This is a genomic window from Spirochaetales bacterium, from assembly GCA_016930085.1.
In the GTDB taxonomy this organism is placed as follows: Bacteria; Spirochaetota; Spirochaetia; order SZUA-6; family JAFGRV01; genus JAFGHO01.
Genome location: JAFGHO010000080.1, coordinates 1 through 24,645, shown reverse-complemented (window position 1 = coordinate 24,645; position 24,645 = coordinate 1). Strand labels below are relative to the sequence as shown.

General features: G+C 48.7%; 23 protein-coding genes. 9 read left to right on the top strand and 14 right to left on the bottom strand.

What is annotated here, in order from left to right; translation table 11 throughout:
* Both JW881_13815 and JW881_13810 read right to left on the bottom strand, forming a co-directional pair.
* Positions 1-950 (bottom strand): DUF58 domain-containing protein (locus JW881_13815; GenBank protein MBN1698587.1); only part of this gene is annotated, 950 nt, incomplete at its 3' end.
* Complete coding sequence (locus tag JW881_13810) at positions 947-1,921, bottom strand: MoxR family ATPase (GenBank protein MBN1698586.1); 975 nt, start codon at positions 1,919-1,921, stop codon at positions 947-949. The genes JW881_13815 and JW881_13810, both read right to left, overlap by 4 nt.
* A gap of 214 nt (positions 1,922-2,135) precedes the next feature.
* Between JW881_13810 and JW881_13805 the strand changes: the two genes are divergently transcribed.
* Positions 2,136-2,675 carry a hypothetical protein gene (locus tag JW881_13805; protein ID MBN1698585.1) on the top strand — a complete coding sequence of 180 codons (540 nt, stop codon included), beginning with the start codon at positions 2,136-2,138 and terminating at the stop codon, positions 2,673-2,675.
* A 143-nt stretch (positions 2,676-2,818) separates the two neighbouring features.
* Here the strand turns inward: JW881_13805 and JW881_13800 are convergent, their stop codons facing one another.
* The 5 genes from JW881_13800 to JW881_13780 form a co-directional block, all read right to left on the bottom strand.
* Positions 2,819-3,622 (bottom strand): glycoside hydrolase family 16 protein, encoded by an 804-nt coding sequence (locus tag JW881_13800; protein ID MBN1698584.1) that lies wholly within the window; start codon positions 3,620-3,622, stop codon positions 2,819-2,821.
* A gap of 167 nt (positions 3,623-3,789) precedes the next feature.
* Positions 3,790-4,785: a CDP-alcohol phosphatidyltransferase family protein gene (locus JW881_13795; GenBank protein ID MBN1698583.1), complete on the bottom strand. Its 996-nt coding sequence runs from the start codon at positions 4,783-4,785 to the stop codon at positions 3,790-3,792.
* Positions 4,786-4,893: 108 nt separating this feature from the next.
* A complete protein-coding gene (locus tag JW881_13790; protein MBN1698582.1) occupies positions 4,894-5,919 on the bottom strand; it encodes a flippase-like domain-containing protein in 1,026 nt (341 codons plus the stop codon).
* A gap of 171 nt (positions 5,920-6,090) precedes the next feature.
* Positions 6,091-8,985, bottom strand: coding sequence for a hypothetical protein (locus JW881_13785; protein ID MBN1698581.1), 2,895 nt, complete (start codon positions 8,983-8,985; stop codon positions 6,091-6,093).
* Positions 8,986-9,119: 134 nt separating this feature from the next.
* On the bottom strand, positions 9,120-9,602 hold the full coding sequence (locus JW881_13780) for a hypothetical protein (GenBank protein ID MBN1698580.1): 483 nt from the start codon (positions 9,600-9,602) through the stop codon (positions 9,120-9,122).
* 488 nt (positions 9,603-10,090) lie between these two features.
* Between JW881_13780 and JW881_13775 the strand changes: the two genes are divergently transcribed.
* The 4 genes from JW881_13775 to JW881_13760 all read left to right on the top strand — a co-directional run bounded on the left by JW881_13775 (position 10,091) and on the right by JW881_13760 (position 13,855).
* A complete protein-coding gene (locus tag JW881_13775) occupies positions 10,091-10,927 on the top strand; it encodes an SDR family oxidoreductase (protein MBN1698579.1) in 837 nt (278 codons plus the stop codon).
* 69 nt (positions 10,928-10,996) lie between these two features.
* Positions 10,997-12,193, top strand: a complete 1,197-nt coding sequence (locus JW881_13770) for an FprA family A-type flavoprotein (GenBank protein MBN1698578.1) — start codon at positions 10,997-10,999, stop codon at positions 12,191-12,193.
* Positions 12,194-12,311: 118 nt separating this feature from the next.
* Positions 12,312-13,271, top strand: a complete 960-nt coding sequence (locus JW881_13765) for a PEGA domain-containing protein (GenBank protein MBN1698577.1) — start codon at positions 12,312-12,314, stop codon at positions 13,269-13,271.
* Positions 13,272-13,324: 53 nt separating this feature from the next.
* Entirely contained in the window at positions 13,325-13,855 is a 531-nt protein-coding gene (locus JW881_13760; GenBank protein MBN1698576.1) for a hypothetical protein, read from the top strand.
* 82 nt (positions 13,856-13,937) lie between these two features.
* Here the strand turns inward: JW881_13760 and JW881_13755 are convergent, their stop codons facing one another.
* Positions 13,938-14,285, bottom strand: a complete 348-nt coding sequence (locus JW881_13755; GenBank protein MBN1698575.1) for a PIN domain-containing protein — start codon at positions 14,283-14,285, stop codon at positions 13,938-13,940.
* A 9-nt stretch (positions 14,286-14,294) separates the two neighbouring features.
* Positions 14,295-14,804, bottom strand: coding sequence for a hypothetical protein (locus JW881_13750; protein MBN1698574.1), 510 nt, complete (start codon positions 14,802-14,804; stop codon positions 14,295-14,297).
* Positions 14,805-15,028: 224 nt separating this feature from the next.
* Between JW881_13750 and JW881_13745 the strand changes: the two genes are divergently transcribed.
* The 4 genes from JW881_13745 (at position 15,029) to JW881_13730 (ending at position 19,539) form a co-directional block, all read left to right on the top strand.
* Positions 15,029-15,814 carry a creatininase family protein gene (locus JW881_13745; GenBank protein MBN1698573.1) on the top strand — a complete coding sequence of 262 codons (786 nt, stop codon included), beginning with the start codon at positions 15,029-15,031 and terminating at the stop codon, positions 15,812-15,814.
* Between the two features lie 86 nt (positions 15,815-15,900).
* On the top strand, positions 15,901-16,911 hold the full coding sequence (locus JW881_13740) for a DUF21 domain-containing protein (protein ID MBN1698572.1): 1,011 nt from the start codon (positions 15,901-15,903) through the stop codon (positions 16,909-16,911).
* 169 nt (positions 16,912-17,080) lie between these two features.
* Positions 17,081-18,019 carry a helix-turn-helix transcriptional regulator gene (locus tag JW881_13735; GenBank protein MBN1698571.1) on the top strand — a complete coding sequence of 313 codons (939 nt, stop codon included), beginning with the start codon at positions 17,081-17,083 and terminating at the stop codon, positions 18,017-18,019.
* A gap of 932 nt (positions 18,020-18,951) precedes the next feature.
* Entirely contained in the window at positions 18,952-19,539 is a 588-nt protein-coding gene (locus JW881_13730; protein MBN1698570.1) for a gamma carbonic anhydrase family protein, read from the top strand.
* Positions 19,540-19,555: 16 nt separating this feature from the next.
* Here JW881_13730 and JW881_13725 read toward each other — a convergent pair whose 3' ends face one another.
* The 5 genes from JW881_13725 to JW881_13705 form a co-directional block, all read right to left on the bottom strand.
* Positions 19,556-20,479: a hypothetical protein gene (locus JW881_13725; GenBank protein ID MBN1698569.1), complete on the bottom strand. Its 924-nt coding sequence runs from the start codon at positions 20,477-20,479 to the stop codon at positions 19,556-19,558.
* A gap of 584 nt (positions 20,480-21,063) precedes the next feature.
* Positions 21,064-22,050, bottom strand: a complete 987-nt coding sequence (locus tag JW881_13720) for a hypothetical protein (protein MBN1698568.1) — start codon at positions 22,048-22,050, stop codon at positions 21,064-21,066.
* Between the two features lie 82 nt (positions 22,051-22,132).
* On the bottom strand, positions 22,133-23,047 hold the full coding sequence (locus JW881_13715; GenBank protein ID MBN1698567.1) for an IPT/TIG domain-containing protein: 915 nt from the start codon (positions 23,045-23,047) through the stop codon (positions 22,133-22,135).
* A 140-nt stretch (positions 23,048-23,187) separates the two neighbouring features.
* On the bottom strand, positions 23,188-23,553 hold the full coding sequence (locus JW881_13710; protein MBN1698566.1) for a hypothetical protein: 366 nt from the start codon (positions 23,551-23,553) through the stop codon (positions 23,188-23,190).
* Between the two features lie 302 nt (positions 23,554-23,855).
* The coding region (locus JW881_13705) for a sugar ABC transporter permease YjfF (GenBank protein ID MBN1698565.1) at positions 23,856-24,645 on the bottom strand (790 nt) is incomplete at its 5' end.

Below are 24,645 nucleotides of genomic sequence, written 5' to 3'. Positions count from 1 at the left end.
GGGATAGGAGATTCGCGTATCAGACCGATGATATCTGCATCCTCCCCGCATCCCTTGACGACCGCCAGCTGTTCCAGAAGCATGGTCGCGTGGCTGTGGCCGCCCCGTATCCGGACAACGGGATGAAGATCGTGCACCAGACCGGTTGAAAGTAGACCGACTTCCTGCCTGAGCGACGAAAAAAAAACGACGAGGGACGCGCAGATTTCGATCGCCTTCTCGAGATATACGTACCTGTGTTTGACGGGATAATCCTCGAGGGAAAGATTCAGGGCCAAAAGAACCGGTGAATGGAGGGCCTGCAGGTATTCCCGCGTATAGAGGCCGCCCAGACGCGCGGATATCTTCCAGCTGATATGCCGTACATCGTCTCCGGGTATGTATTCACGGATCGATTTGAGGCGGGTGACGTCCTCATAGGTTTTGTCGCTGACTTTGATCGTTCCGCCCGGATGACCGCTTCTCACCTCACGCGTTACCCTGAAAACAGAAGGGTAGATGATAATCGTGCACTGCTCTTCGATCCTGCGGACCCATGGAAAAATTCCGAGGGGGTCCGACGATGCGACGATAATCGGGCCGATGAGGTATTCACCCCGCATCGACCCTTTCAGCCGGTACGTAAGCCGCCGCTTTTGCCCCCCCGAAAGGCCGAACATGAACCGTGATTCGTCCATCCGCCATAGACCGCCCGGATTGTCGACGACCGAACAATAATGAACCGGTAAAAACCCATTGTTTTCGACCGCAAGCGCGATTTCGATAACCTGGCGACGGTAAGCCCTGACGATCGACTGCGTTCGGGCGACCGATACGGCGTAATAGGTCAGGCGGGAATAGGCGAACGAACCGACGATGATAAAAAGGATAAAGAACGCGGTCCACTGGATGAACCAGTAGGGGAAAAAGAGAATGAAAAAAAGACAGAGAATCACGACGATCCTTGTCATTCGGCAGCATCCTTCATCACCTTGATGTCCACCGAATCGAGCAGCCGGGTAACGGCGGCTTCCCCGGTGATGCCCTTTACCAGTTGTTCGGATTTGAGAATCACCCGTTTTGAAAGAACGGGAACGGCGAGCTCTTTGATGTCTTCCGGGGTCACGAAATCCCTGCCGCGCAGGGCGGCGAGGGCCTGGGCCCCCTTGTAGAGGGCAAGCGAACCGCGCGGTGAGATTCCCAGTTGAAAGAGGGGATTTTTCCTGCTTGCCTCAGCAATATCGAGGATATAGTCGCGGAGACTCTCATCCACCGTCACATTGACCACAATATTCTGTATATCCAGCACCGAATCGATGGCGGCGGCCGGTTTCAGATCGCAGACGGGATGGGTGGTCCGCCGCTGGGTTTCCAGGATAAGCGATTCGGCATTCCGTGAAGGGTAACCGATCTTGAGTCCCATGAAAAACCTGTCTTTCTGCGCCTCGGGCAGGGGAAAAGTCCCCTCGAACTCGATCGGGTTTTCCGTGGCCATGAGAAAAAACGGGGCGGGAAGCGCCATCGGTTTTCCTTCGACCGAGATCTGGTTTTCCGCCATTGCCTCGAGCAGGGCGGACTGCGTCCGGGGCGTCGCCCTGTTGATTTCATCGACCAGTACGACATTCGAAAGGATCGGGCCGGGATGAAATGTAAACGCCGCCTTGTTGGGATCGTACACCGATATGCCGATCACGTCAGCGGGCAGGAGGTCCGGGGTGCACTGTATCCGCCTGAACTCGCCCCCCAGGCTGACCGCGATCGCGCGGGCGAGAATCGTCTTGCCCACGCCCGGAACGTCCTCGATCAGTACGTGCCCGCCGCAGAGCAGGCTTACCAGTATCTTCTCGATCACCTCCCGTTTTCCGAAAAAGACCTTCTCGACCGCATCGATTATCGTCTTCGCCCAGGTGTGTATCTCCCGGATGTCCTCTTTTTTAATCATATAAAACCCCTTCTATCTGATAATGACGAATACGACATATGTCCCTGCAATAATTATACGACAAAAAGATGTTCGTTGACAGATGTTTCCTTGAGGTTTATTGACCGGCGCTTCCATAATAGTGTTGAAAACAAGAGGACCCGATACTATACTTGATATGAAACACCACCAGGAGAGAATCTGCTTCGGAATATATCAAGCGGGGAGGTAAAAAATGATAAAGCGATATAAACGGCGGTTACTATATGCGGTAATTATCCTTTTTACCTTTTTTCTTTCAACCTGCGACTGGGAGATTAATCTTTTTCCCCTGCCGGAATGCACTTATAATTTATACAAGTATCATATCATCGAAGACTTCGAAGAAGGAGAGATCTACGACCTTGAAACCGGCGGGGACAGCAAGTGGAGGTGCGACGTGAACGAAAAATGCGCGGGCGACTATTCCCTGCGTTCGGGTAGTATCGGTGATAGCGGCGAGACATATATCCGGTTCAAATATTATAACGAGTCATCGTCGACACTCCGGTTTTATTACCAGACAAGTTCGGAATATGATTATGATTATTTACGTTTTTATGTTGATAATTCCTTAGAAAAAGAATGGAGTGGCTGTGATGATGGTGACTGGGATTATTATGAATATGATATGTTTGATCCCGGAGAATATGTGTTCAAGTGGACCTATGAAAAAGATGGTATTGAAAAAGATTGCGACGACTGCGTCTGGATCGACAACCTCGAAATTTTTTGACCCTTCCCGCAGGCACTCACGTCATCAATCACCCTGTATTTCCCGGCAATTGCCGGGTCCTTTTTTATCCATGCTGAAAAACCGTGATTTCCGTCTTGAAGGCGCTCGATCTCCCTCCGATCATTTCCCTGTTTTATACACTCTCAATCCGCGTACGGGGTAAAGCGTATCCAGTCGATGAGGTAGACGCATTCGGTGTCCGGGGCCGGGGGGCCGTTGATCCATTCATCCTTTGACCAGACATTGAGCTTGAGCTGATAGGGGGCGTCGATCGTGACCGGATTTGATTCGTACTCATAAGTGAGGAGTGTCGTCCCGTCGACGAACCACCTGATCCTTTGAGGAGTGATCTCGAAGCCCCAGACGTGGAAATCGCTTGAGGGATTGAAATCGAGCGGCACATCGGGGTTCGTGTTGAAACTCTCCTTTCCCGCCTCGTGCACGGCGAAGTGTACCTCCCCCCTGTTATCGACGAATGTATAGGTGAGAAATTCGATATCGATCTCCTGTTTGGTCCCGTCATCATTTGATTCCGGAAGAGAGGTGTTGTCCCAGTCGATGGTGTAGATTGAATTGAGGACACCGGAAACGGACGAAGGCTTGATACGCGCCTCCCACAACCCGTAATAATATTCGTCCCGCGTCTGGATCGCGGCGCTCAGGTATCCTTCCTCCGAATCATTGACGAAAACAAGGTGCAGGTATCCGTCCTGCACATAGCACCGTTCCGTTCCGGTCTTCCCGCCATGTTCCATCCACGAAGCGACCTGCCACACCGCATTGTCGACACCCTCAGCGCCAAAACCGTCGAAAAATTCCGTCCTGACATAGGTTTCATCCGGTTCTTCGAATCCCCCGTCCCCGCTTCCGGGATAACATGAAAGACACAGTAGACCGGCAAGAAAAACCATATAGTTCACGATCACAGAATAAAAACGGCATTTCATACAAAATATTCCCCCTTATTATTTTTAAAAGCCCCGCTTCGACACGGATGTACGGTTGAGAGAGGGTGATCGAGACACGCGGGTATTTCGATAAAAGGATCATGAACCGGTAACAAGCAGGGCCGGTTTTTATCACAGAATTACATGAAAAACCGCCGGTACCCTGATCACGCGTTGAGGCATATATCGGTTTTAATTCTTTTGAGTTGATACTGAAAACTGAGACGTTGAATCAGAACCAGAATCATCAAATAGAGATTGCTTCCAAACACGATAATATAGATCGCGATATCCAGCCGGTTCAACAGGCCGCATATGATAATGATAAGCTGGTTAGTGCAAATACCCAGATTGTTGAATAAAAGCAGAATCCAGCCATTGTATTTTTTATAGTTTTTCCTGAATAATTCCTTTTTTTCCGCCGGTATCCCGTTCGGAATCAGATACCAGTCGATGTATCCTTTATAGCTTTTCAACAAAACCGCATTCGATAAAAGTTCCATCATGCCATTGACAAAGAGAAGAAGCGTCAAGGCCACTTTATCCGTTAATTTTCTACTGGATTTGATCTTTTTAATGAGTTCCGACGCGCTTTCCCGTGTATTGACATATTTTCTTGCAGAATAAAGAAAGAAATCGAATTTGAGAAATCCGTGAATATAAAGATGGTAGAGAAAGGTGATAACGGCGAGAATCGTCATCCCCCACCAGTATAATCCCGTTTCCGGATAGCGCAGGAACAATGCGATTGCGGTACCAAGGTAGAGGACCCCGATTGAAATCCCGTCACTGATACCGTCGAGAATAATGCCGAGCCGCGTGTGATTTTTTTTCAGAATCCTCGCGAGCTGTCCGTCCGCACAATCGAAAATGTTTGAAACCAGAAATAACAGCGCCCCGGCAAAAATAAACTCCTTTATTCCGGTACAAAAGAAGGCACCGCCGACAAGGCTGATTGCGCCCCGCAGAATGGAGAGTATGTCGGGAGTGAGACGGAAGGCCTTTGAGACGAGTGCAAGCAGGAATCCGAACGGCCTGAAAAACAAGGTTGTCACAAGTTCTTCCGTGTAAAAGGGTTTCAACGACTGCAAATAGAGTTGTTTAATTTCCATAAAAAAAGTACGCAGGCTTTTACCTGTAGCTGTTATTTCGGAACTACTCAACCATGTCCTCCTTTTTTATTATTATTGTTCAAGCCAGACATTTTTTCCATTAATTTTCACATATATTATCGGAGTTTTTTTTCAAAGTCAATCATTACCATTCAATTCTCACTTAGTTTTCCTTTTTACAATCACTTTTGAAAAGAATTTGGCGGAAAAGACGGCACCGGCCAGGGCGGAAAGGTATTGATAAAATGTCCGCCACAGGATTACGACGATACCGATAAGATAATAAGGCACAAAACCGTTGAAAATCAGAAAGAATATCCCTTCTCCCAGACCAGAAGAGCCCGGAGTGGGCATATATGAAATACAGAAGAACAATATCAAACAAAGGATAATGCCGACGCTTGTATCGATCGGGATACCGAATCCGTAAATAATGGCCAGTATAATAAAAATGTGAATGAAAAAAAACAGGCCGGTACAGATAAATCCGGATAAAAAAAAGCCGAAATGTTTTCGAAAATAGTTGATAAAACTACTTCGCATATTGTTTATTTCACGAATCGCCTTTTCATTGAAGTCGGAAAGATTTTTGATAATCCGCAGACGATACCCGATATTGCCGGTAAATCCGATCAATGTCTTCATAATAGGCGGGAAAAGCATAATAAGGATAAGAACTCCGAAAAGGAGTGCCAACAGGATACCGGTAACCAGGAATACATTGCTGAGCATGATATTATTGCCGATCGTATCCTTGAAGAGAAAGAGTGCGATAATACCCCCGCCCATGGTGAAAAACGCGGTACACATGAGTCTGGTAATGACAATAGTTGACCCTTTCCCGCTTGGAACGCCGTATTTGTTCAGGAAATAGATGATCAAAGGTTGTCCGCCAAAGGTGAAAGGAGTGAGCAGGTTAAAAAAAACCCTGATCGTCGAAAGCTTATAGCAATTGTAAAACCGAATTTTTTCTCCCGTCCCCAGAACGAAAAAGATCACACCAAGGGCGTCTATCGTCAAGGCCAAAAACCAGAGAAAAAGACAAAAGAGGAGGTAGAGAGGATTATAGTTGAGCAGCGTTTCATAAGTCCTTTCATTGACGGTGAAATAAAAGATAAGGACGATTGAAGTGACGCTGAGGAGAAGAAAAATGACAAGCTGCAATACATTTTTCGATATTTTCACTGTTTTAACCGATTCCGCTTCTTCCGAAACATATCCGTAAGGAGAAAATTTATAATTCCTCGCGCTTCATTGTCAAGGGGGATCGATAAAAAAAGAATATTACGATATATCGGTTTTGACAGCGACCATCAGCCCGTACATACCGTAATGGAAGCCTTTTATTAATCGATGTCACATCTTCCTCCTGAGCCTTTTTATACGTTCAATCAGTATACCGCGAAACTGATGAAGCAGTTCGACGCGCTCCCGCTGTGCTTCGAGTTCCTTTTCATAATAGACAATCGATACCGTAATATCGTCCTGTTTTTCATGCCGGTAAATATAGTCCTGCCGTGCATCCAGTTCGACCGTCGCGCGGTTTGCCAGGTTCTCGAGGAAACCGCAGGCTTCCTCTATCGTTCTGGCGGCAACGATATCGCGTACACATGCTTCGGCGTCTTCGATATTCCTGAAAATCGAGTAAAAGATTTCTTCCGGAATATCGAGAACTTCCAGTTCCGGCATTTTTTCGAGCATCGCCCGTATGTCACCGGTTTCATCCTGTTCTCCCTGTTCAAGCCGGGCTTTAACCCGTTTGATAATCTGTATGTTTTCCCTGATCCTGCTATTCATCAGAACGCATTCGATATTGTCCCGTTTCAACTTTTCTATTTTTCTCAGTCCCTTTTTGTCATCTTTCCCGGCAGTGTCCGTTTCGCGATCCGCTTCCCCGCTTTTTTCTTCTTCAAGTAAAGGAAGGGGTATATCCTCGATGATCAGCAGGCTTTCATCGATTTCCAGGTTGTTTTCCCTTACCGCCGTCCTCAGCGCATTGAAGACTGAATCTATTTTCCTCAGCGCCAGTACCTCTTCCTTTGTTTCACTGTTTATCCTTGCAAGACGTTGTTCCTCTTTGCCGCCGCTTTCATGCAGTTCCTTTTTGAGGGAAAACAGTATCTCCTTTCTCAAATAAAACTCATTTCTGCACTCATCGACGATATCTTTGAGTAATTGACCGTCGGTAATCCGGCCGCCGAGGCTGTTGATTCTTTCTGCCGAATACCCGGAAATAGGATCCCGCATTTCGAGCAGGGCTATTCTTTTCTTTACATAACCCATGCACGAATCCAGATAATCGATGTGCGCTTTCTGATAAAGGAGTTTCAACTGTCGGTCATTAATCGCGACGACTGTACGGATCTTGTGATTTTTCACTGATTCGAGAAATTCAAGAAAACACCTGATATTCGTTTTGGTTTTCGAGAGTAACAATTTTCCGGAAGCGTCCTTTATAATGATCGTGTAGGAACAGCCGTATTTTTCAAGCGTAATCGTGTTTTCATCGATTGAAAGCTCTTTCTCCTCCGTCTCGGAGAACATAAGCCGTGAATGCCACTTTTCACGTATCTCTTTCTCTATCGAGCCATATTCGAGAAGTTCTTTATATCTCGCGATTTTCCATTTCGAATCCCGATCCTGCGTTCCGCCGATGTCATAGAGTGCTTCCTTTGTCATGAGACTGAGCATCTGCTTGAGAAAAATACCGTCGGTATTGACCAGGGAGGTATAATACTGATACCAGAAATCCAGAATAATCCTGTAATTGAGGACGATATAAAAATTATTGAGAAAATTTATGATATCGACCGTGAGTTTTATCGGCTTGCCCTGCTCTTCCCTCCTGTCCAGAAATGCAAGCAGCGCCTGGGAAAGCATTCGTTCTCTTTTTAACAATTCGGCTATTTCCGGATATACTTTTCGTATGCCGAACTTTACATGTTCGGATATTTTTTTGATATTTTCCCTGAACTTTTTTTTATAACTCCGGAGTTTCATTTCGATCGTTTTTTTTTCGTTTTCGAAAAGCTTAGAAATTTCTTGCATTGTATATATATTCTCGAGTTTTTGTATCGTCGATACGAGCAGGCTTTTTTCCCTCTGGAATTGTTCGGTTTTGATATGTTTGAGACACAACTCGATACACGCGTCCGCCTCCCTGTCGCCAAAGGTCCCGATCGTCTTGTGAAGCAGTTTGTATTTATCCGTGAAATCGATATGCTGACAATACATGAGTTCCGTCAATTCACGGTAATTCACGGGCAGGGTGAGCGATGCGACCCGTTCCCCAAGTTCCTTTTGAATAACGGCGACCTTCTTTTCAAGCTGCGTCGATTCCCTGACGGCGACAGGCGCGCGCGTTATCCACGTGTGGAAAAGCTGTTTGCACCCGGCAAACTTCAGTATTTTGTAAATATTGACCAAAGGCTCGTTGAGGAGAAGCTCGAAATTCTCGTAAATGGTACTGACGTAGCCCTTGCAGTCGAGGACGATACTGTCAGCAGCCTCGACAAATTCCCTGACGTCTTTTATCTTTTCGAGCCGGGAAAGCAGAACACGCTGCTGTTCCGGAATTTCATGCGAAAGCTTTCGTTCGGAATAATCCACGGAAGTCAGCAGGTTCTTGAGCATGACCGCGTAAGGATTGAAATACGGATCACGGCTCATTATGACATAGAGAACAAACCGCGCCTTTCCTTTCAGTGTGTTGACATTCGCATCGATCGTTTGCTTTATCGTTTCTTCCGTCCCCCCCTGTTCCTTGATAAACTGGATGATATGAAAAATCTTTATGATATTTTCGATCAACCCGGCGTGTGCTTTTTTAAGGGGTGAAGACGAATCGAGAAGGGAATGAAAGTGCTTCATTATCTCGTCCAGGATGCAGTACTCATTCCGTATGAAGAGGGGGATGAGTTTTTCCAGAATAATCTCGTCGAAGGTTTTCCCCTGACGGTCCTTTTTGACTATCTCCGAGAAAATCCTTTTTCCCCGGTGAATAATCTGTTTATATAGCTTGGATCGAAGTGTATTCAGACGGATATAATCGAACGGCCCGAGATTTTTCTTCCAGTTCTCATAAAAGAAAATACAGTGGACTTTATCCGTCAATGTCGGAATCGATTCCAGTATATCAGTCAGGTTGATATCGGGGTTTTTTGTAAAAAAACCGGTAATAAACGCTTTTTTCCCGTGGAGTTGTGTTTCCCGGCAGTATTCATCGATTAATGATGCCTCGTGTATCCTCATTGTCATACGCCCTGATTACATTATGGTGTGAGAAGCATTATTTATCAATGAAAAAAAAGAGGGCTGTTCATCCGCCGCATTATCGTATACGGCTGCAAACAGCCCCGTCGTCTTTCATGAAGACAAGCTTTTTATCATACTTTTTTCAGTGTCACCAACTGGAGATTGCCGAAAAATCTGTTCACCAGTTCAATACCCTGAACGGTGATTTTATGCGGGCCCGGATCGAGTTTTACCGTTCCGGCCTCGACGTCAAAGTATGTTTCCCATTCATAGGTATCGGGCATAATGAACTCGAGTTTTTGTGAATCGATCGTCACACCGACTTTCGAACCGGCAAATGACGAAGCACAGGCCACCTTTAAAACGACCATATATTCTCCGCCGTTTGCAACCTCAAAATCCCAGATAATCTGGTCATTCGGGCTTTCCCACCAACCGATACATTCCCTGTCCCCCTGTGCCTCATAAATAAGACCGCCTAAGGTCACAAGCTGTGCATCGATCGCATGAAGCTGGATTTCTTCCGCAGCGCCGCCGCCGCCACCGCCTGTCGAAACACAGGAAATGACGCTTGCCGCGACAAGGATAACGGTAAAAAGCAAGATTCTTTTCATATAATCCTCCTCGATTTTTATCTGTAGGATAAGCATATCCGAAAATAAAAAAAGTGTAAAGATTCAAGTTATTATTCTGAAAACACTTATCCGCCGTTCATGTCGGCTGATTTTCACAGGCGATCGCGGACCAAAGAAACTACAGGAATAATCTTATATGGTATTAGTGGAAAACCTTTATGATTACGATAAAAGTACACATATAAAAAATGTAAAACGGGCCGGCCGGTGAAATCCTTTATTTCTGATAACCTATTAACATGGCACCAATTCTTTCTTTTTACAATTGTCGTACTTTTCCATACAACTCAACACCCGATATTTATACTGATCGGGAGGGATAAAAAACTCTCCTCTTTCACCTTTTATCCGCAAACGGATTGCCGTATTACAACCGGTACTGTATGTTTGTATGAAGGATCTGTCACCATTCCGGAATATGCCACGGGACAGCCGCCGGTGACGCATTCCGTGAGAAAGGATGATCGATGGGAAAAAACTGCGTAATAACCGGGGCGAACACCGGTATCGGAAAGGCGACGGCGGCGGCACTTGCCGGAAAGGACTTCAGGCTGCTGCTTGCCTGCAGAAACAAAGAAAAAGCCGACGCCGCTGCCGGGGAAATAATCGCCGCAACTGGCAATAAAAACGTCGAACCGGTAATACTCGATCTTTCCTCCTTCGAATCCATACGAGAAGCCGCCGAAACAATCAGGAATAAATTCGACCGGCTCGATGTCCTCGTCAACAATGCCGGAATCATGACAAAGACAAAAAAGGAATCGAAAGACGGCTTTGAACTCACATTCGCGGTGAACCACCTGGGACATTTTTTATTGACGAATCTGCTGCTCGATCTGCTCGTTCGTTCCGCCCCGTCGAGGATCGTCAATGTATCGTCGGAGGCACACCGTTTCGCCCGCTTCGACCTTTCGGATCCCGGAATAACCCGTTCCTGGAGTCCGTGGCGGGCGTACGCGAACTCGAAACTATGCAACATCTACTTCACCCGTGCGCTGGCCGGACATCTTGAGGAATCAGGCGTTACCGTGAGCAGCCTCTCTCCGGGATTCGTCGATACCGAACTGGGACGGGATTACGCGAAAAAGAAATCGCTCCTGCGAACAATCATGACATTGTTCGCGAAAACGCCGGAAGAAGGGGCAGCAACATCCGTATTTCTCGCCTCATCTCCGGAGATCGAAGGAGTTACAGGGGGGTATTTCAGTAACTGCCGCCAAACGAAATCCTCACGTATATCGTATGACAGAGAAAATGCACGCCTCCTGTGGGAAGAAAGCAGGAAAATGTGCGGTCTTGTGTAACAGCCGGCATTCTTTTTGTCATTGACAGGAAAAGACTGCTTTCATATAGTCAAAAACAAGGAGGAACATGTGAGCGCAATCGAAATAAAAAAGGATGTGTACTGGATCGGGGTCAATGACAGAACCACCGATCTGTTCGAGGGCCTCTGGCCGATCAGCCGCGAAGGGGTATCCTACAACGCGTATCTCGTACGGGATGAAAAAACGGCCGTCATCGATCTGGCCAAATCCTTCCAGTCGGACTACTTCCTGAAGCAGATCGACAATATCTCCGATATCTCAGGTATAGACTATCTGGTCGTCAATCATATGGAACCCGACCACACGGGAATGATCGCGACCATGAAAAAACTGAATCCCGCGATGACCATCCTCGCCACCCCGAAGGCGAAGAAAATGCTCGGGGATTTTTACCAGATCACGGAGAATATCCGCGAGGTGGGCGACGGGGAGGAAATTTCCCTGGGAAAAAAAACATTACAGTTTTTTCATATCCCCTTTGTCCACTGGCCGGAAACCATGGCGACCTATGAAAAAACGGACAAAATTCTCTTTTCATGCGACGCGTTCGGGGGATACGGGGCGCTGACCGGCGCTATTTTCGACGATCAATGTACGAACTGTGATTTTTATCTCGAAGAATCCCTCCGCTATTTCGTCAATATCATCGCCAAGTTTACCGCCCCCGTTCTCAAGGCGATCGAAAAACTAAAAACAATCCCCATCGAGATTATCGCCCCCTCGCACGGGCTTGTCTGGAGGAAAGACCCGGGACAAATTGTCGACCTGTATACGAAATGGTCGCAATATGCGGGCGGTCCCGGGGACAGGGCGGTCACCCTCATCTACTCTTCCATGTACGGGAATACGGAACTCATGATGAACGCGGTCGCACAGGGAATTTCCCGCGAAAACGTCCCCCTCGTCATCTTCGACGCGGCGAGGACCCATGTCAGCTACATCCTGCCCCATCTCTGGACAAAAGGCGGTGTGATGATCGGCGCGCCGACCTATGAAGGCAGCCTTTTCCCGTCCGTCGCACAGGTCCTGGACATGGCGGTGATCAAGCGGGTAAGAAACAGAAAGGCGGCCATGTTCGGGAGTTACGGCTGGAGCGGGGGCGCGCTTGCGGAGATAAAACGGATCGTCGAACCCGCGAAATGGGACCTCGCCATGGATTACGTGTTCGCGGGCGGCCCGAGTCTCGAAGAACTCAAAAAGGGGGAGGAGTTCGGGGCCGAATTCGCGCGGCTCATCGGCACATGATAAAAACGGAACCCTCCCCCACAGAGTGAATACGGGGGTGAATTATTATACCGATATATTGAATTCCGGGTAAAAGGGGTTATACTTATAGATACATAATAATTTTCAGGAGTGAATTATGAATAAATCAATGAAGACATACTGTTTACTTGCCGTTCTCTTCATGTTCGTGCTTTCGAATGTGTTCGCCCAGGGGGTGTATGAGGTAAGGATCAAGTCGAATGTCAATGGTGCAAAAATCTACATCGACGGTGATTATAAAGGCGAAGCACCCCTCACCGTTTCAGTAAGCAGGGGATCGCATAGAATACGTGCGACATCACCGGGTTATAAGGATGCCGAAACGACGATCAATATAACAAAAAACACGACATTTTCGATTGATCTTGAAAAAGCAGGCCGTGATGATGAAAGCCAGATGTTCAGTGTCCGGATCAAATCGAATGTCAATGGTGCAAAAATTTATATTGACGACAGATACATGGATGAAGCACCGGCAACAATCAGGGTTTCGAAGGGAAGACATTCCATGCGAGTGACAGCCAACGGATATGAAGACTATACAACGACTATCAATATTACACGGAATACAACGTTGAGTGCCGATCTTAAAAAGGCGATACGCTTTTACAACCTCAGGATCGACGCGAACGTCAAGAGAGCCCGCGTCTATATAAACGGAAGGCAGGAAGAAGGGTACGCACCGGTCAATGTGAAGCTCGAACAGGGAAGGTACGCGATCGAGGTGAGGAAACGGGGATATTCGCCCTACGAAGTGACCGTCGTCCTCGACAGGGACACCAAGATAGACGCCAGACTCAAACCGTCGCAGCCCGGCGTGGTCATCATCGTCCCCGACAATATCCTGAACCGCGATCTCAACAAACCGGAGATGCGGATCGACGTGTTCGTGGACGGTAAAAAACAGAAGGACCTCGACTTCGATGTCGAACGTGGCAGACACGTGATCAGGATCGAAACGGGCGCGCTGGCGCTCGAAAAAGAGCTGAATTTCAGGGACGGCGTCCTCTATGAAATAAGGCTCGGCTTTGACATGAACGTTTCGGAGGAAGACTGATCCGGTCTTCGTTTGAAATGATGGAATTTATAAAACATTTAAGGAGGAATAAGATGAAAATAAAGGGAATGATTATAGTTGCGGCAGTGTTTGCCTTTGCCTTGATTCTTTCAAGCTGTGAGGATCCGACTGATTTAATAGCCCTTGAGGATGGTGAAACGTATAATTACACTGGTCCACAGAGTTCTTATTACGGGTTTAATTCTGAACTGGAAATAACAAACAACATTGGAAGCAATATCTATTCTATCTTTTTACAGGATTACAGCACACATTCGGTAATCGGTAATGATCTGCTTGGTCCAAATGTTATCAAGAGAGGGTATACGAATTATATAGATGGCGTTCCGGCATATGATGATTGTGAAGTACGATTGACCTTTTCGGAAGATGCCGTGTATGATGCGGTTTATTCCTATGGTTTATCGGGTGAGCATTTTGATTTTCTCACCTTTGACTATTACTGGATAAATGTAAGCATCGATCTCTATGATTCCGGACGTAGTATTTCAAATCCCGATCCCAATACGACCGTCTTTACACAGGACGGGATTGTCGTGACCATCACCCGCCGCCCCCGCTGATGCCCGCCAAAACAATTCCGCCCGGCTTAAGGCCGGGCTTTTTTTTACCCCGCCCCTCCCGCTTCACCGGCCCGTGATCCCGTCACGCCTTTTCCCCGAAGGGGTGTTTCCACTTGAGCCGCGGGAAACGGCTGAAATCTGCGTCCGTCGAATAAAGCGTGCAGCCGTGTTCGCAGGCGAGCGCCGCAAGATGCGCGTCGCTCGCGAGATTGGCGGCGGCCTGTCCTGCGGAAAGCATTTCCGCGAACAGCGTCCAATGGTTGGCCGTGGGATTGATGAGCCGGACACACGGCTGGTCGAGCCATGATGTCACCCGCCGGACGGTCTCTCCGATAGTGAGGGGATTCTTAAAGACACGCCGGTTTGTTCCGATACGTATGAATCCATTGAAAACCTGCCAGCAGAAACAGACGGGGGAATCTCCCGACAATTGTATTTTTTACTTATCAGCCTCTTCCAGCGCTGCAATCAATTTATCTTTGTTGGCAACGAGAAGTTCCTTTTCAGCCTCCGTCATACCGCCCGCTTCGAATAACGCCTCGTACTGCTTGAGGAACATCTCCTGCATTTCCGTCGGCTGGTCTTTCATTTTAGCCGTGGCGATCAGCCAGGGGGTGATCGTCCAGACCTTCGTGTGCACTTCGAGGAACTCCTCCGGCGTCGCCCATCCGTGATCCTCAAGCAGCGAAATCATCTCCGCGCCGAAGGCCCAGCCCGCGCCGGCGGACTCGATATTTTCACCTTCCGCTTTGGCTTTTTTGATAAACGGCGGCAGTGTCTCCATGTATGTATCGAGAATCGCCTGGGTCAGGACGATCCCGCCGGACGCCGATGAAGCGAAATCCTCATCGGTGTCCATATCCGGGCCGGTCTGTTTCACCTGCTTTCCGCAGGACAAGGTCATGAAAGCCATGAGTGCTATCAAAAAACAGGAAACTGTCTTTTTCATCAATCTTCCTCCTCGTGTATGTTGTCGTCCGGCATTCTTTCGGGTAACGCCGCCGGAACGTGTCATCAACGAGCATCATAGACCGTCCGGCGCTTCCCGTCAAGCGGAAGGATATGCGCGACAATCATTCGCGGCATGATGGACACGGCCGTGAATATCGTTTATACAGGATAAAGACCGATTCATCGTCACATCGGTTAAAATTACACAAGAGGAGGATTGCCATGCGATGGGAAACCCTTACCGCGTCCGGAATAAAAGACGCGATTAAAAAAACCGGGGGACTCTGCATCCTCCCGCTGGGCGTCCTTGAAAAACACGGCAACCACCTTCCCGTCGGTACCGATATGTTCATCATCCACAGTGTCGCCTGCCGGGCCGCGGAAAAGGAACCGGCGGTCGTGTTTCCCCCACATATCTACACCCAGATCTTCGAGGCCCGGCACGAGCCGGGAGCGATCGCGATCGGACGCACTCTCATGCAGGACCTGCTCGAAAACATTTGTGACGAGATCGCGCGCAACGGATTCAAGAAAATATACCTTCTGAACGGCCACGGGGGCAACGTACATTTTCTTTCGTACTTCACGGAATGTATGCTTGAAAAGGAAAAACCCTACACCATCTATTTTTCCGGCTACGGCCTCGATGTGTTGTATGAGGAGATTAAAAAAACCATGGAAAGCGAATTGAGTTACCACGCGGGGGAAATCGAAACGAGTATAATGATGGCCATTTACCCCGAACTGGTAAAAAGTGCGAACATCCCCTCATCGCCTGCTTATCCCCTCGGCAGGCAACATCTTCACGCAGGGGTGTCCACCCCCATCGGATGGTATGCCGATTTTCCCGACCATTACGCGGGGGACGCGCGGCCGTCGACCGCAAAAAAGGGTGAACAAATCCTCGAACGCTGCATCGATTATGTGGTATCCGTGATCGGGGCGATCAAAAAAGACAAAACCATCCCCAAACTCATAAAAAAGTATCGATCCTCGATTTCCCACTAAAAGCGGCAGACATCCGCACCGGCTGCCGGTCCCGCGAAATGGGATGGTTTCTTGATTTTTTTGGTTTCGCCGGATAGAGTAAGCGAATGGAATATATAATTGTCGCTATCCTGCTCGTATTCTCGGGCGTTTTTTCCGGACTCACCATCGGGATGTTCAGTCTCAACCTGTCCGAACTTAAAAGAAAAAGCAGGCTCGGCAGTAAAGACGCGGCAAAGGTGGTAAAAATAAGGAGCAACGGGTATCTTCTCCTCTGCACTCTTCTTGTCGGGAATGTGGCGGTCAACTCGGCCATGGCCATTTTTTTGGGCAGTATCGCCTCAGGGATCGTCGCGGGCATCATCTCGACAGCCCTCATCGTCACGTTCGGTGAAATCGTCCCCCAGGCTCTTTTCACGCGGTTCGCGCTATCGGCGGGGGCGAAACTCGTCTGGCTTATCCGGATTTTCATCGTCCTCACCTTTCCGGTCAGCGCGCCGCTTGCGTGGCTCTTGACGAAAATACTCGGTACAGAACAACCGACAATCTGGAAAAAACAGGAAATAATCGAAATCATTAAGGAACACGAAGATTCGCCGTCGTCACTGATCGATGAAGAAGAAGAAAAAATACTGCTCGGCGCCCTTTCGTTCTCCGACAAAACGGCGAAGCAGGTCATGACACCGCGGACCGTCGTCTTTTCCCTCGACGCGCACCGCGTCCTCGACAAAAACGTCTGTGATGAAATCAAGACAAGGGGATTTACCCGGATACCGGTCTTCGAGAACACGATCGACAACATTATCGGGCTTCTCTTTGTCAAAGACCTTATCTGTCCCGGTTTCGAACATATCCGGAAGATCGGGGAGGTGTGCAACAGGGAAAAGCGTCTTTTTGTCCAGGCTGACACGAAACTGGACATCCTTTTGAACCGGTTCATACAGGCGAAACTCCACCTGGCAATCGTCTACGACGAGTACGGGAACTTCATTGGTATCGTGACACTGGAAGACGTCATCGAAGAGATCATCAACGCGGAAATCGTCGATGAAATGGACAGGATCATCGACATGCAGAAAATGGCAAAAGAACTCTACAAAAAGCGTATGACCGAATGAAGAAACAGCCGTCGGGCCGGTGAAACCGGTCCGATGCTTACTCCACAAAGCCCCGGCCGGTCCGGTACTATACCGCTCGGTACGGTTTTTTATACCGTAAACCATATGGCAGGCCCCCCCCGAATCGATATAGTTTTTACTTAGCCGCCTGTGTGAAGGGAGGAGTCCGATGCAGCATATCATTTTCTTTTATTTAATCGTATGTTTCGGTATCGTGACCGGTTCCGTTTTTGTTTTCGCGATATTCTATTTCAAATACAAACTTTCGATCATCAACTATTATATGCTGCTCTTTGCCTGTTTTGTCGTGAGGTTGTTCATATTCCTTCATACCTATTATATGGAGTCGATTATCACCACGGAGGTAACCGTTAAAATCGCCAACCTTATCGCACGGTTTGTGTGGAGTTCCTTTTTTACCGTCGTTCTTTCCCTCTTTTATTTTCATCTTGTCGAAAAAAAAATCACGATTGCGAAAAAGGCCGTTATTGCATCGGTATTCCTTCTTCAGTATTTTTTCATCATACTGCCGTTTCTTTCCAATACGACAATTGTCGATGTCTATGATTCCCTGAAAAGGATATTCATCTACGCGAACAATTCCCTTTTGGCGGTTTTTCTGCTTTATTTCTTCGTCAACGCGATTTTAGGCTACGACAGTATCGAATCCTCGTTATCCAGAAAACTCGTAAAAGTGAACTGCGGACTCCTCATCATCCTTGTCCCCGTCCTCATCATCGACATTCTGGAAAAGGGGGGAACGACCGATTTCCTGCCGAACGGTCTGCTTCTCATCTATCTCTACAGCGCCGCCTACAGTATCATCCACATCAGGCTGTTTTACGATTATTTTATCAAACGAATCGAAATTTCCGTCAACCTGGGCATGGTTCCCGAATCCTTTATCGCGTCGAACAAGATAACGAACAGGGAAACCGATATTATCAAACTCCTCATCGACAACTACACCTACAGGAAAATCGCGGATTCACTCTTCATCTCCGAACGGACGGTCGAGTGTCATGTCTCGAATATCTACAAAAAAGCACACGTTAAAAGCAAAGCCGAACTCCTCGAACTGATCAAGGTTTTCGAATCCATTAATTAATTGATGTTTATTAATTATTTAACAGCCTTTTAGAAAAAAATCAAAGCAACGGGCACTTTTTTTGGGTTATATAAAATATAAAAATAATTATTCAAGGAGCCCCGCATGACAGAATCCGTTCCGCATGAATTTCATTTTATCATGACTGAGATAATGAGAGAGAAGCTATGTAAACTGACATTGTTCGTCTCGAGGCGCTCGTTATCCGGTGTCATTGTCGGAATATTGTCCAGTATCGATCCTTTGATTATAAAGGAACACATTTGGGGAAAACAACGAATGAGCCGGTATCGAGCGGTCTCTGACAATCCCGATGATAGCCGTGAACACGCGCACGTGTATCTTCCCGAGGATGTGTACCGGAAGATAAAACTGCTGCATGCCGATTTGAATTGTTATAGTATTGCGCAGCTTGTGCGGTGGTTGCTGGAGGTGTTTTTGGCGATGGTTGAGAGATATGGGAATAGGGTGAATGAAGAATTTGAGAAAAGATTTAATCAATGGAGCAGTGAGGAGAGGAAATTACAACAGTCCCCTCGCAGGAATTTACGACAATTGTATAGGATAATTCAGCATCTTCCAGGATGTAATAGATTAATTTCCATATATACGAATCATTATTTGCCATTTTGGATACTCAGACTTTAAAAACACATCATCAAACCACACCCCATTTCCCACATATTTACCCCAGCCCGACTAAAAAGAATAATCATGCCTGTCACTAGTCGAATACACTCATACACACAAAATTCCGGGCCTGAAAGACTCATTAATCAACGAATCAGTTATTCAGCAAGGACTAAATAGCACGTCATTATGTAAAATGTTATATCCGTCGTCCTTATGGATTGTATCCGTCGTCATCACTGGTCTCTCCCATCTTATAGTAAACGGTATATAACCGAATACCTGTACAGCCGCCCTCCCTCATGTTATACTGTAACCGTAAGACCGCGGAAGTCCGGATTACCGGAACAAGCGTTCCGGCAGAAAGGAGGAACTCCCTGATCATCCCTTTTGGGCATAGAACCCCCCTCACGGACGGGGCGGTCTTTATCGCCCCGAACGCATCGATCGTCGGGCAGGTCGTTCTTGGAGAGAATGTCTCGATCTGGTTCGGGGCCGTGCTTCGGGCGGATTTCGAGGAAATCCGGATCGGCTGTAACACCAATATTCAGGACAATACCGTGCTTCATGTGGATAAGGGCTTTCCTCTTACGGTCGGAGACTACGTGACCGTGGGCCACGGGGCGGTCCTTCACGGCTGCACGATCGGCGGCGGCTGTATCGTCGGCATGGGTGCCGTGATCCTGAACGGCGCCGTCATCGGCGAAAACTCGATTGTCGGGGCGGGGGCGCTGGTGACGGAACGGGATGTTTTCCCGCCCGGGTCCCTCATCGTCGGTCATCCGGCAGTGCTGAAGCGGCCGCTCAAGCCGGCACTCGTCAATCACCTCAAAGACGCAGCCGTCTCCTACGTGGAAAAGGCGCGCGAAGCGGTAAAAGCATGCCGGTAGATGAAAATCTATAGACTCACGCACGCATTTTTTCCATGACCGCATTCAATACCTTCAAGCCAACGGCAAAAGCGAGAGTGAAAACTCCCCCGATAAACAGGGAACGGGGATTCGCACCCAGATTCTCGAACAACTGGGTATAAAAATGAATGCCGCCGAAGACCGCGACGATATTCACCACCCACCGCCTGTTCCGGAACCACGCCCACGCCCCCGTCGCGAGAAGGGCGAGCGCCCAGAGAACGGCGAACATCCAGTCGTCCGCTTCGAAACAAAGCAGCCCGTTGAAATCGTCCCCCCACAACGAACCGATCCAGAACCCGAAATTGACGAGAAAGACGGACGTCCGTGAAGCGGCAATTGCAAGCCCGGCGTAATCGGCGGGAAGCACTTTCGAGAGGTGATAAAAACCGATGGCGATCGCCGTGAAAACAACCACGGTCAGGCCCGGTTCCCGGATACCCAGGAAATACATCGCATGGAAATACCCCGTCCGCGCGCCGATCGACGATGCGCCCGCGAACACGGCAAGGACGACAAGCAGGCCGCTTTTCGAGAAAATTCCGGCGGCCAGAAATACCGCGGCCACGATGAGGAAGGCTTCCGGTGAATAATCACCGATCATTATTGTTGCACCGCCTGAGATAAGGGAACCGACCAGCACGCATATGTAGGCGAGAATCTTCCATTGTTTCACGAGGGAGGTGCGGAGAAAACCGATACCGAAGCATAATACAACAAGTCCCACGATAATTCCCGTTTCTTCGGTCGGAATAAACGCGACGCTCCCCAAACTGACCGCGATCACGCCAAAGCCGAGAAGCAGATTAAAAGCAAGGGAACTCGTGCTTTTCGCGCCGAGTGCATGCAGTTTATCGTACTCGTTTTTATCGATCTTCCCTTCTTCAAGAAGCCTTTCGGGGTCCAGCACTATTTTCATGCCTTTCTCCTCCGCTTGCTGCTATTTTATACGAAAAGAATACCTTCCGTTCAGCATACAATATATTGTCGTTCCCGGCAGCCTGAAAAGCAATACAATTTTTACGCTGTCCCGTCGGAAAAACCCGGCTGAGCTTGTGATAAAATTTCTTTGTCATTTCTTGAAAAAAACCCGCCAAACGCTACTATTTTAACATATATCGTAAATTACAAGCGATTATTTTACGATAGAGGTAAAAATTGTGTATATAAACCGCTATATCGAAGACGCCGTTATAAACGGAACTGCGTTATTTCAGAGATGTCGACCGGCGGGAAGTCGATTTCATTATCGTAAAAGAAGGAAAACCGATTTTTTTTATCGAGTGTAAAACGAAAACGGGGGACGTAAGCAAATCACTCATGTATCTGAAAAACAAATTCCTTTCCGTTCCCGCGTTTCAAGTCTCCCTTGAAGGGGAGAAGAAACTCGAAACAAAACACGGCATTATAATGAGTCCCGCCCATATATTTTTGTCACGGTTTGTTTAATAAAGTGACACCCAAAAAAGCGCCTTCCCCGGTTTCTACCGGCCTTCCCCGGTTCTACCGCCCGCAGGCAATATCGAGAAAGAAAAGGGCGGGAAGTTCGGTCTCGTTCTCCCAGTTTCGTCCGTCACCGGAAAAAAGCACGCTGCCGCTCGTTCCGGTGTCAGCGCACACGATCCAGTTCCCCCTCCGGTCGGTATCGATTCCCCTGAGGGAGTGCGCCGTACCGGAGGCGGCGGGCAGCCACGTCTTGCCGTTATCCGTCGAATAGCGGATATCTCCGTTCGAACCGGCAGCGACCCACATCCCCTTTCCGTCCGTCGCGACGGCCCTCAGCGTGTCCGATGTGTTTGTTCCCGCGGTCCAGGCAGCGACATCTGCCGTATAAAGAACGATTCCGCCGTCGCCCACGGCAACCCAGTTACCGTCACCGTCTGTCGCGATGCTGTAGAGATTGCCCGTCGCCAGGGGGTTTGTGCCCCTGTCCCAGGTCTGGCCCCCGTCCGTCGTATAGAGGATCATGCCGCTTGTCACATCGTCATTTCCCACGGCGACCCACAACCCGCTGCCGTCCGTGGCGACATCCCAGAGATTTTCCGTTTCTCCGGTCGTTCCGGGCTGCCAGTTTTTGCCCCCGTCGACGGAATAAAAGACATTCCCGCCGTATCCGACGGCAATCCAGTATCCCTTTGCATCGGTCGCGACACCCAGAAGATTGACGGTATCCCCCAAATCTCCCGGCTGCCAGGTTCTTCCGTTATTGTTCGAATACACCACTCCCGCGTTATCGCCCGCGGCGATCCAGTTGCCGTTATAATCAGCGGCGACCGCATACAAATTTTCGGAGGCAGCCGCCGTCCCCTCTTTCCATGACTCACCGTCATCGGCCGAATAATAGATCTCACCGCCGCTCCCGACGGCCACCCACGACGCCGGGATCGACGGCGTGTCATTATCGCAGGTATACACCGCAAGCACAAGTAAAACGATACATACGGACAGTATATTCATGCATTGTGGAAAAGATGGTTTCATACGGATCATGAACGACTCCTTTTATTCTGGATAATATGATAACAGCGCGGCGGAATTCATCGATAAAACCGTCATGAACAGGCCGATATTGTTACCCTTTGCAAAACTCATCGAGGATCCCTACGTAATACCGGGCAATGAGAAGGGCGTCGATAATCGTGACGTTCCCGTCGCAATTGACATCCGCGTTCTGCGGAACCGCGAAGGTCTGGATCAACCCCACGTAGTACTGCGCGACCAGAAGCGCGTCGACGATATCGATTCTTCCACTCCCGTCGACGTCACCGAGACGGTCCTCTGGGGGCGGTGTCGGGTCGCCATGTACATACACGGCGGTCACGGTTTTCAATTCGTCGACCAGAATCGTAATCGGGTTGGTTGATTCTGCCAGGTCCCCCGACCACTGTGTGAAGGCCTCGACGGAACCGTCGGGTAATGTGTAATCGTTCGCCGTGAGAGTCACGTTGGTCGGTTCGGTATAGGTGACGAAAATCGGGTAGGTGTTCGTGGAGCCGGGCGGGTTGACCGTCACGGTGACATTGGTACTCGTGATGCCCGAAAGCGTCACCGAAAGTGAATAGTCTCCCGGCGGCGGGGAGCTTGAGGGTGGCGCCGGTGTTGCCGCAGCGGTCACGTCGAACTGCTTTATAGTGCTTTTCCCCGAAGATGTTTCAACCCATATGAAAAACGGTCCGGGCTGGGTCTGTATCGAGGGCGCGGCACAGGGCGGCGTATCATAATAGCATTCGGGATTGATGTATTCCGGTACGGTAAAGCGTATGGTGTTTCCGTCCGAAGAAGATGCCGGAATTCTCACCTCCCAGATAGCGTCCATATCCGCGTCCTGGAAGGAGACGGTGTTGTTTTCGGCAGAGAAACCGCTGCCACTTACCGTCACTATGGTCCCTACCGAACCCGAAACGGGATCGATTGAATCGATGACGGGCTGGGAAAAGAGAGCGACGGTACATAAAAAAAATAATAAAAAAGCGAGTGTGTTTTTCATTTTTTTCCTTTTTATATTTTTATTCCGATGTCATTCGTCTGCGATCATTCTATACCGCAGCGGCCCGGAAGTCAAGGAAAAAAGGCGGGCGGCAGTAATTCCCGGTGATATAGCCCACACCGTTACACGCTCAATGTTATTTATTTATCGGTAATATCAATGCAATAGTTCGTAAAGAGGCGCTGCTTGCCCGATTCGACGCTCAACATGATATACAGACCCTTGACGTCCCCGGGAACCGCGACTTCAGTCGACCATTCCGCGGATTTGCCGGCAGGGGTGATCGGCACGGAGGGCCTATTCGGACTTATGTAAAAACCAGAGAGAATACCATCGGCACCGCCGATGTAGATGCTGTGGGTAATGCCCGCCAGCGCAGAGCAAAACACGGTCAATGGGTAGACCGCCACTCTCGTGGAGTTTACCGGCAAGCCCATCAGTCGCACGGATTGTTCGTTTCCGCCGGATAACATAGACTGTGCGGCCGAAACGCGTATAGTGAGCAATATATATCGCCAGAGTATAAACGACCAGCACCACCACAACCAGGAGGGAGATATAAAGCCCCGTTTTTGAAACCGGATCGCTTAATCCCGAAATAAAAATTTGCGGATCCCTCATCCCTTCGAAAAAGACCGCCCCAAGGCAACAGGTAACGAAAAAAAGAGTAGCCGTAATAAATAGGGGGATGAACTTGCGGTTGACGGAAATTTTGGTGGAAATAAAGGAAGCTGAATTTATTTTCATTAACGTAATCGGCCGGGAATACATCCTCGACCGTGATGATCCGTATCCAAGGCCCTTTCGGCTACCCTTGGTTCCCGGCCTTTTTCTTGCCCTTCAGCCAGGGCGGTAGCCGGAACGTCAGCCAGGGCGGTAGAGCAAGTCTGAATTTCCTCCTGTCACGCAACGACATAACGACGCTTTGCAGCACAATGAAGAGATACAGTAAGAGCCCGCTTACTATCGCTTGAAAGTTTGAGTGGACACCCGATGCACGGATCAGTTCGTTGATTATAAGAAGGGTCAGTGTGCCTATTGGTGAGCCAAGCAGGTTCCCCACGCCGCCGTTGAGCAGCGTGCCGCCTATTATATTCGAGGCTATTGCTTTTAATTCGAACAACGCCGCATTTCCGACATTGCCGGCTCCTGTTGTCATGATGAACACAAAGCCCGCGATACCGGCTGTCAATCCGCAAAGCACGTATGAGAAGAATTTCGTTCTCTTTACGTTGATACCGAGCATCATAGCACTCTGCTCGTTGCCGCCAACAGCGTAGACATTGCGCCCGAAACGCGTCCACTTCATAAGGACGGCGAGGAGGACAACAAGGACCACCACAACTATGACGCCTGGTTTGATTTCACACGGGATGAAAACGCCCAGCCTGTTTTCCGTGCCAAGCCAAGGAATCACCATTTTAAAATCCCTCAAGGAAACGAAAGCAGTCATGGTCACGTTGATCGGATTTTTGTGGAGTGTCGTCAGCAGTCCCTTCGCCAAGAACAACCCTGCCAGCGTTATGATAAATGGCTGTATCTCAAGATAGGCAATGAGATATCCCTGCAAGAGACCAAACGCGATACCTATGCCCAGC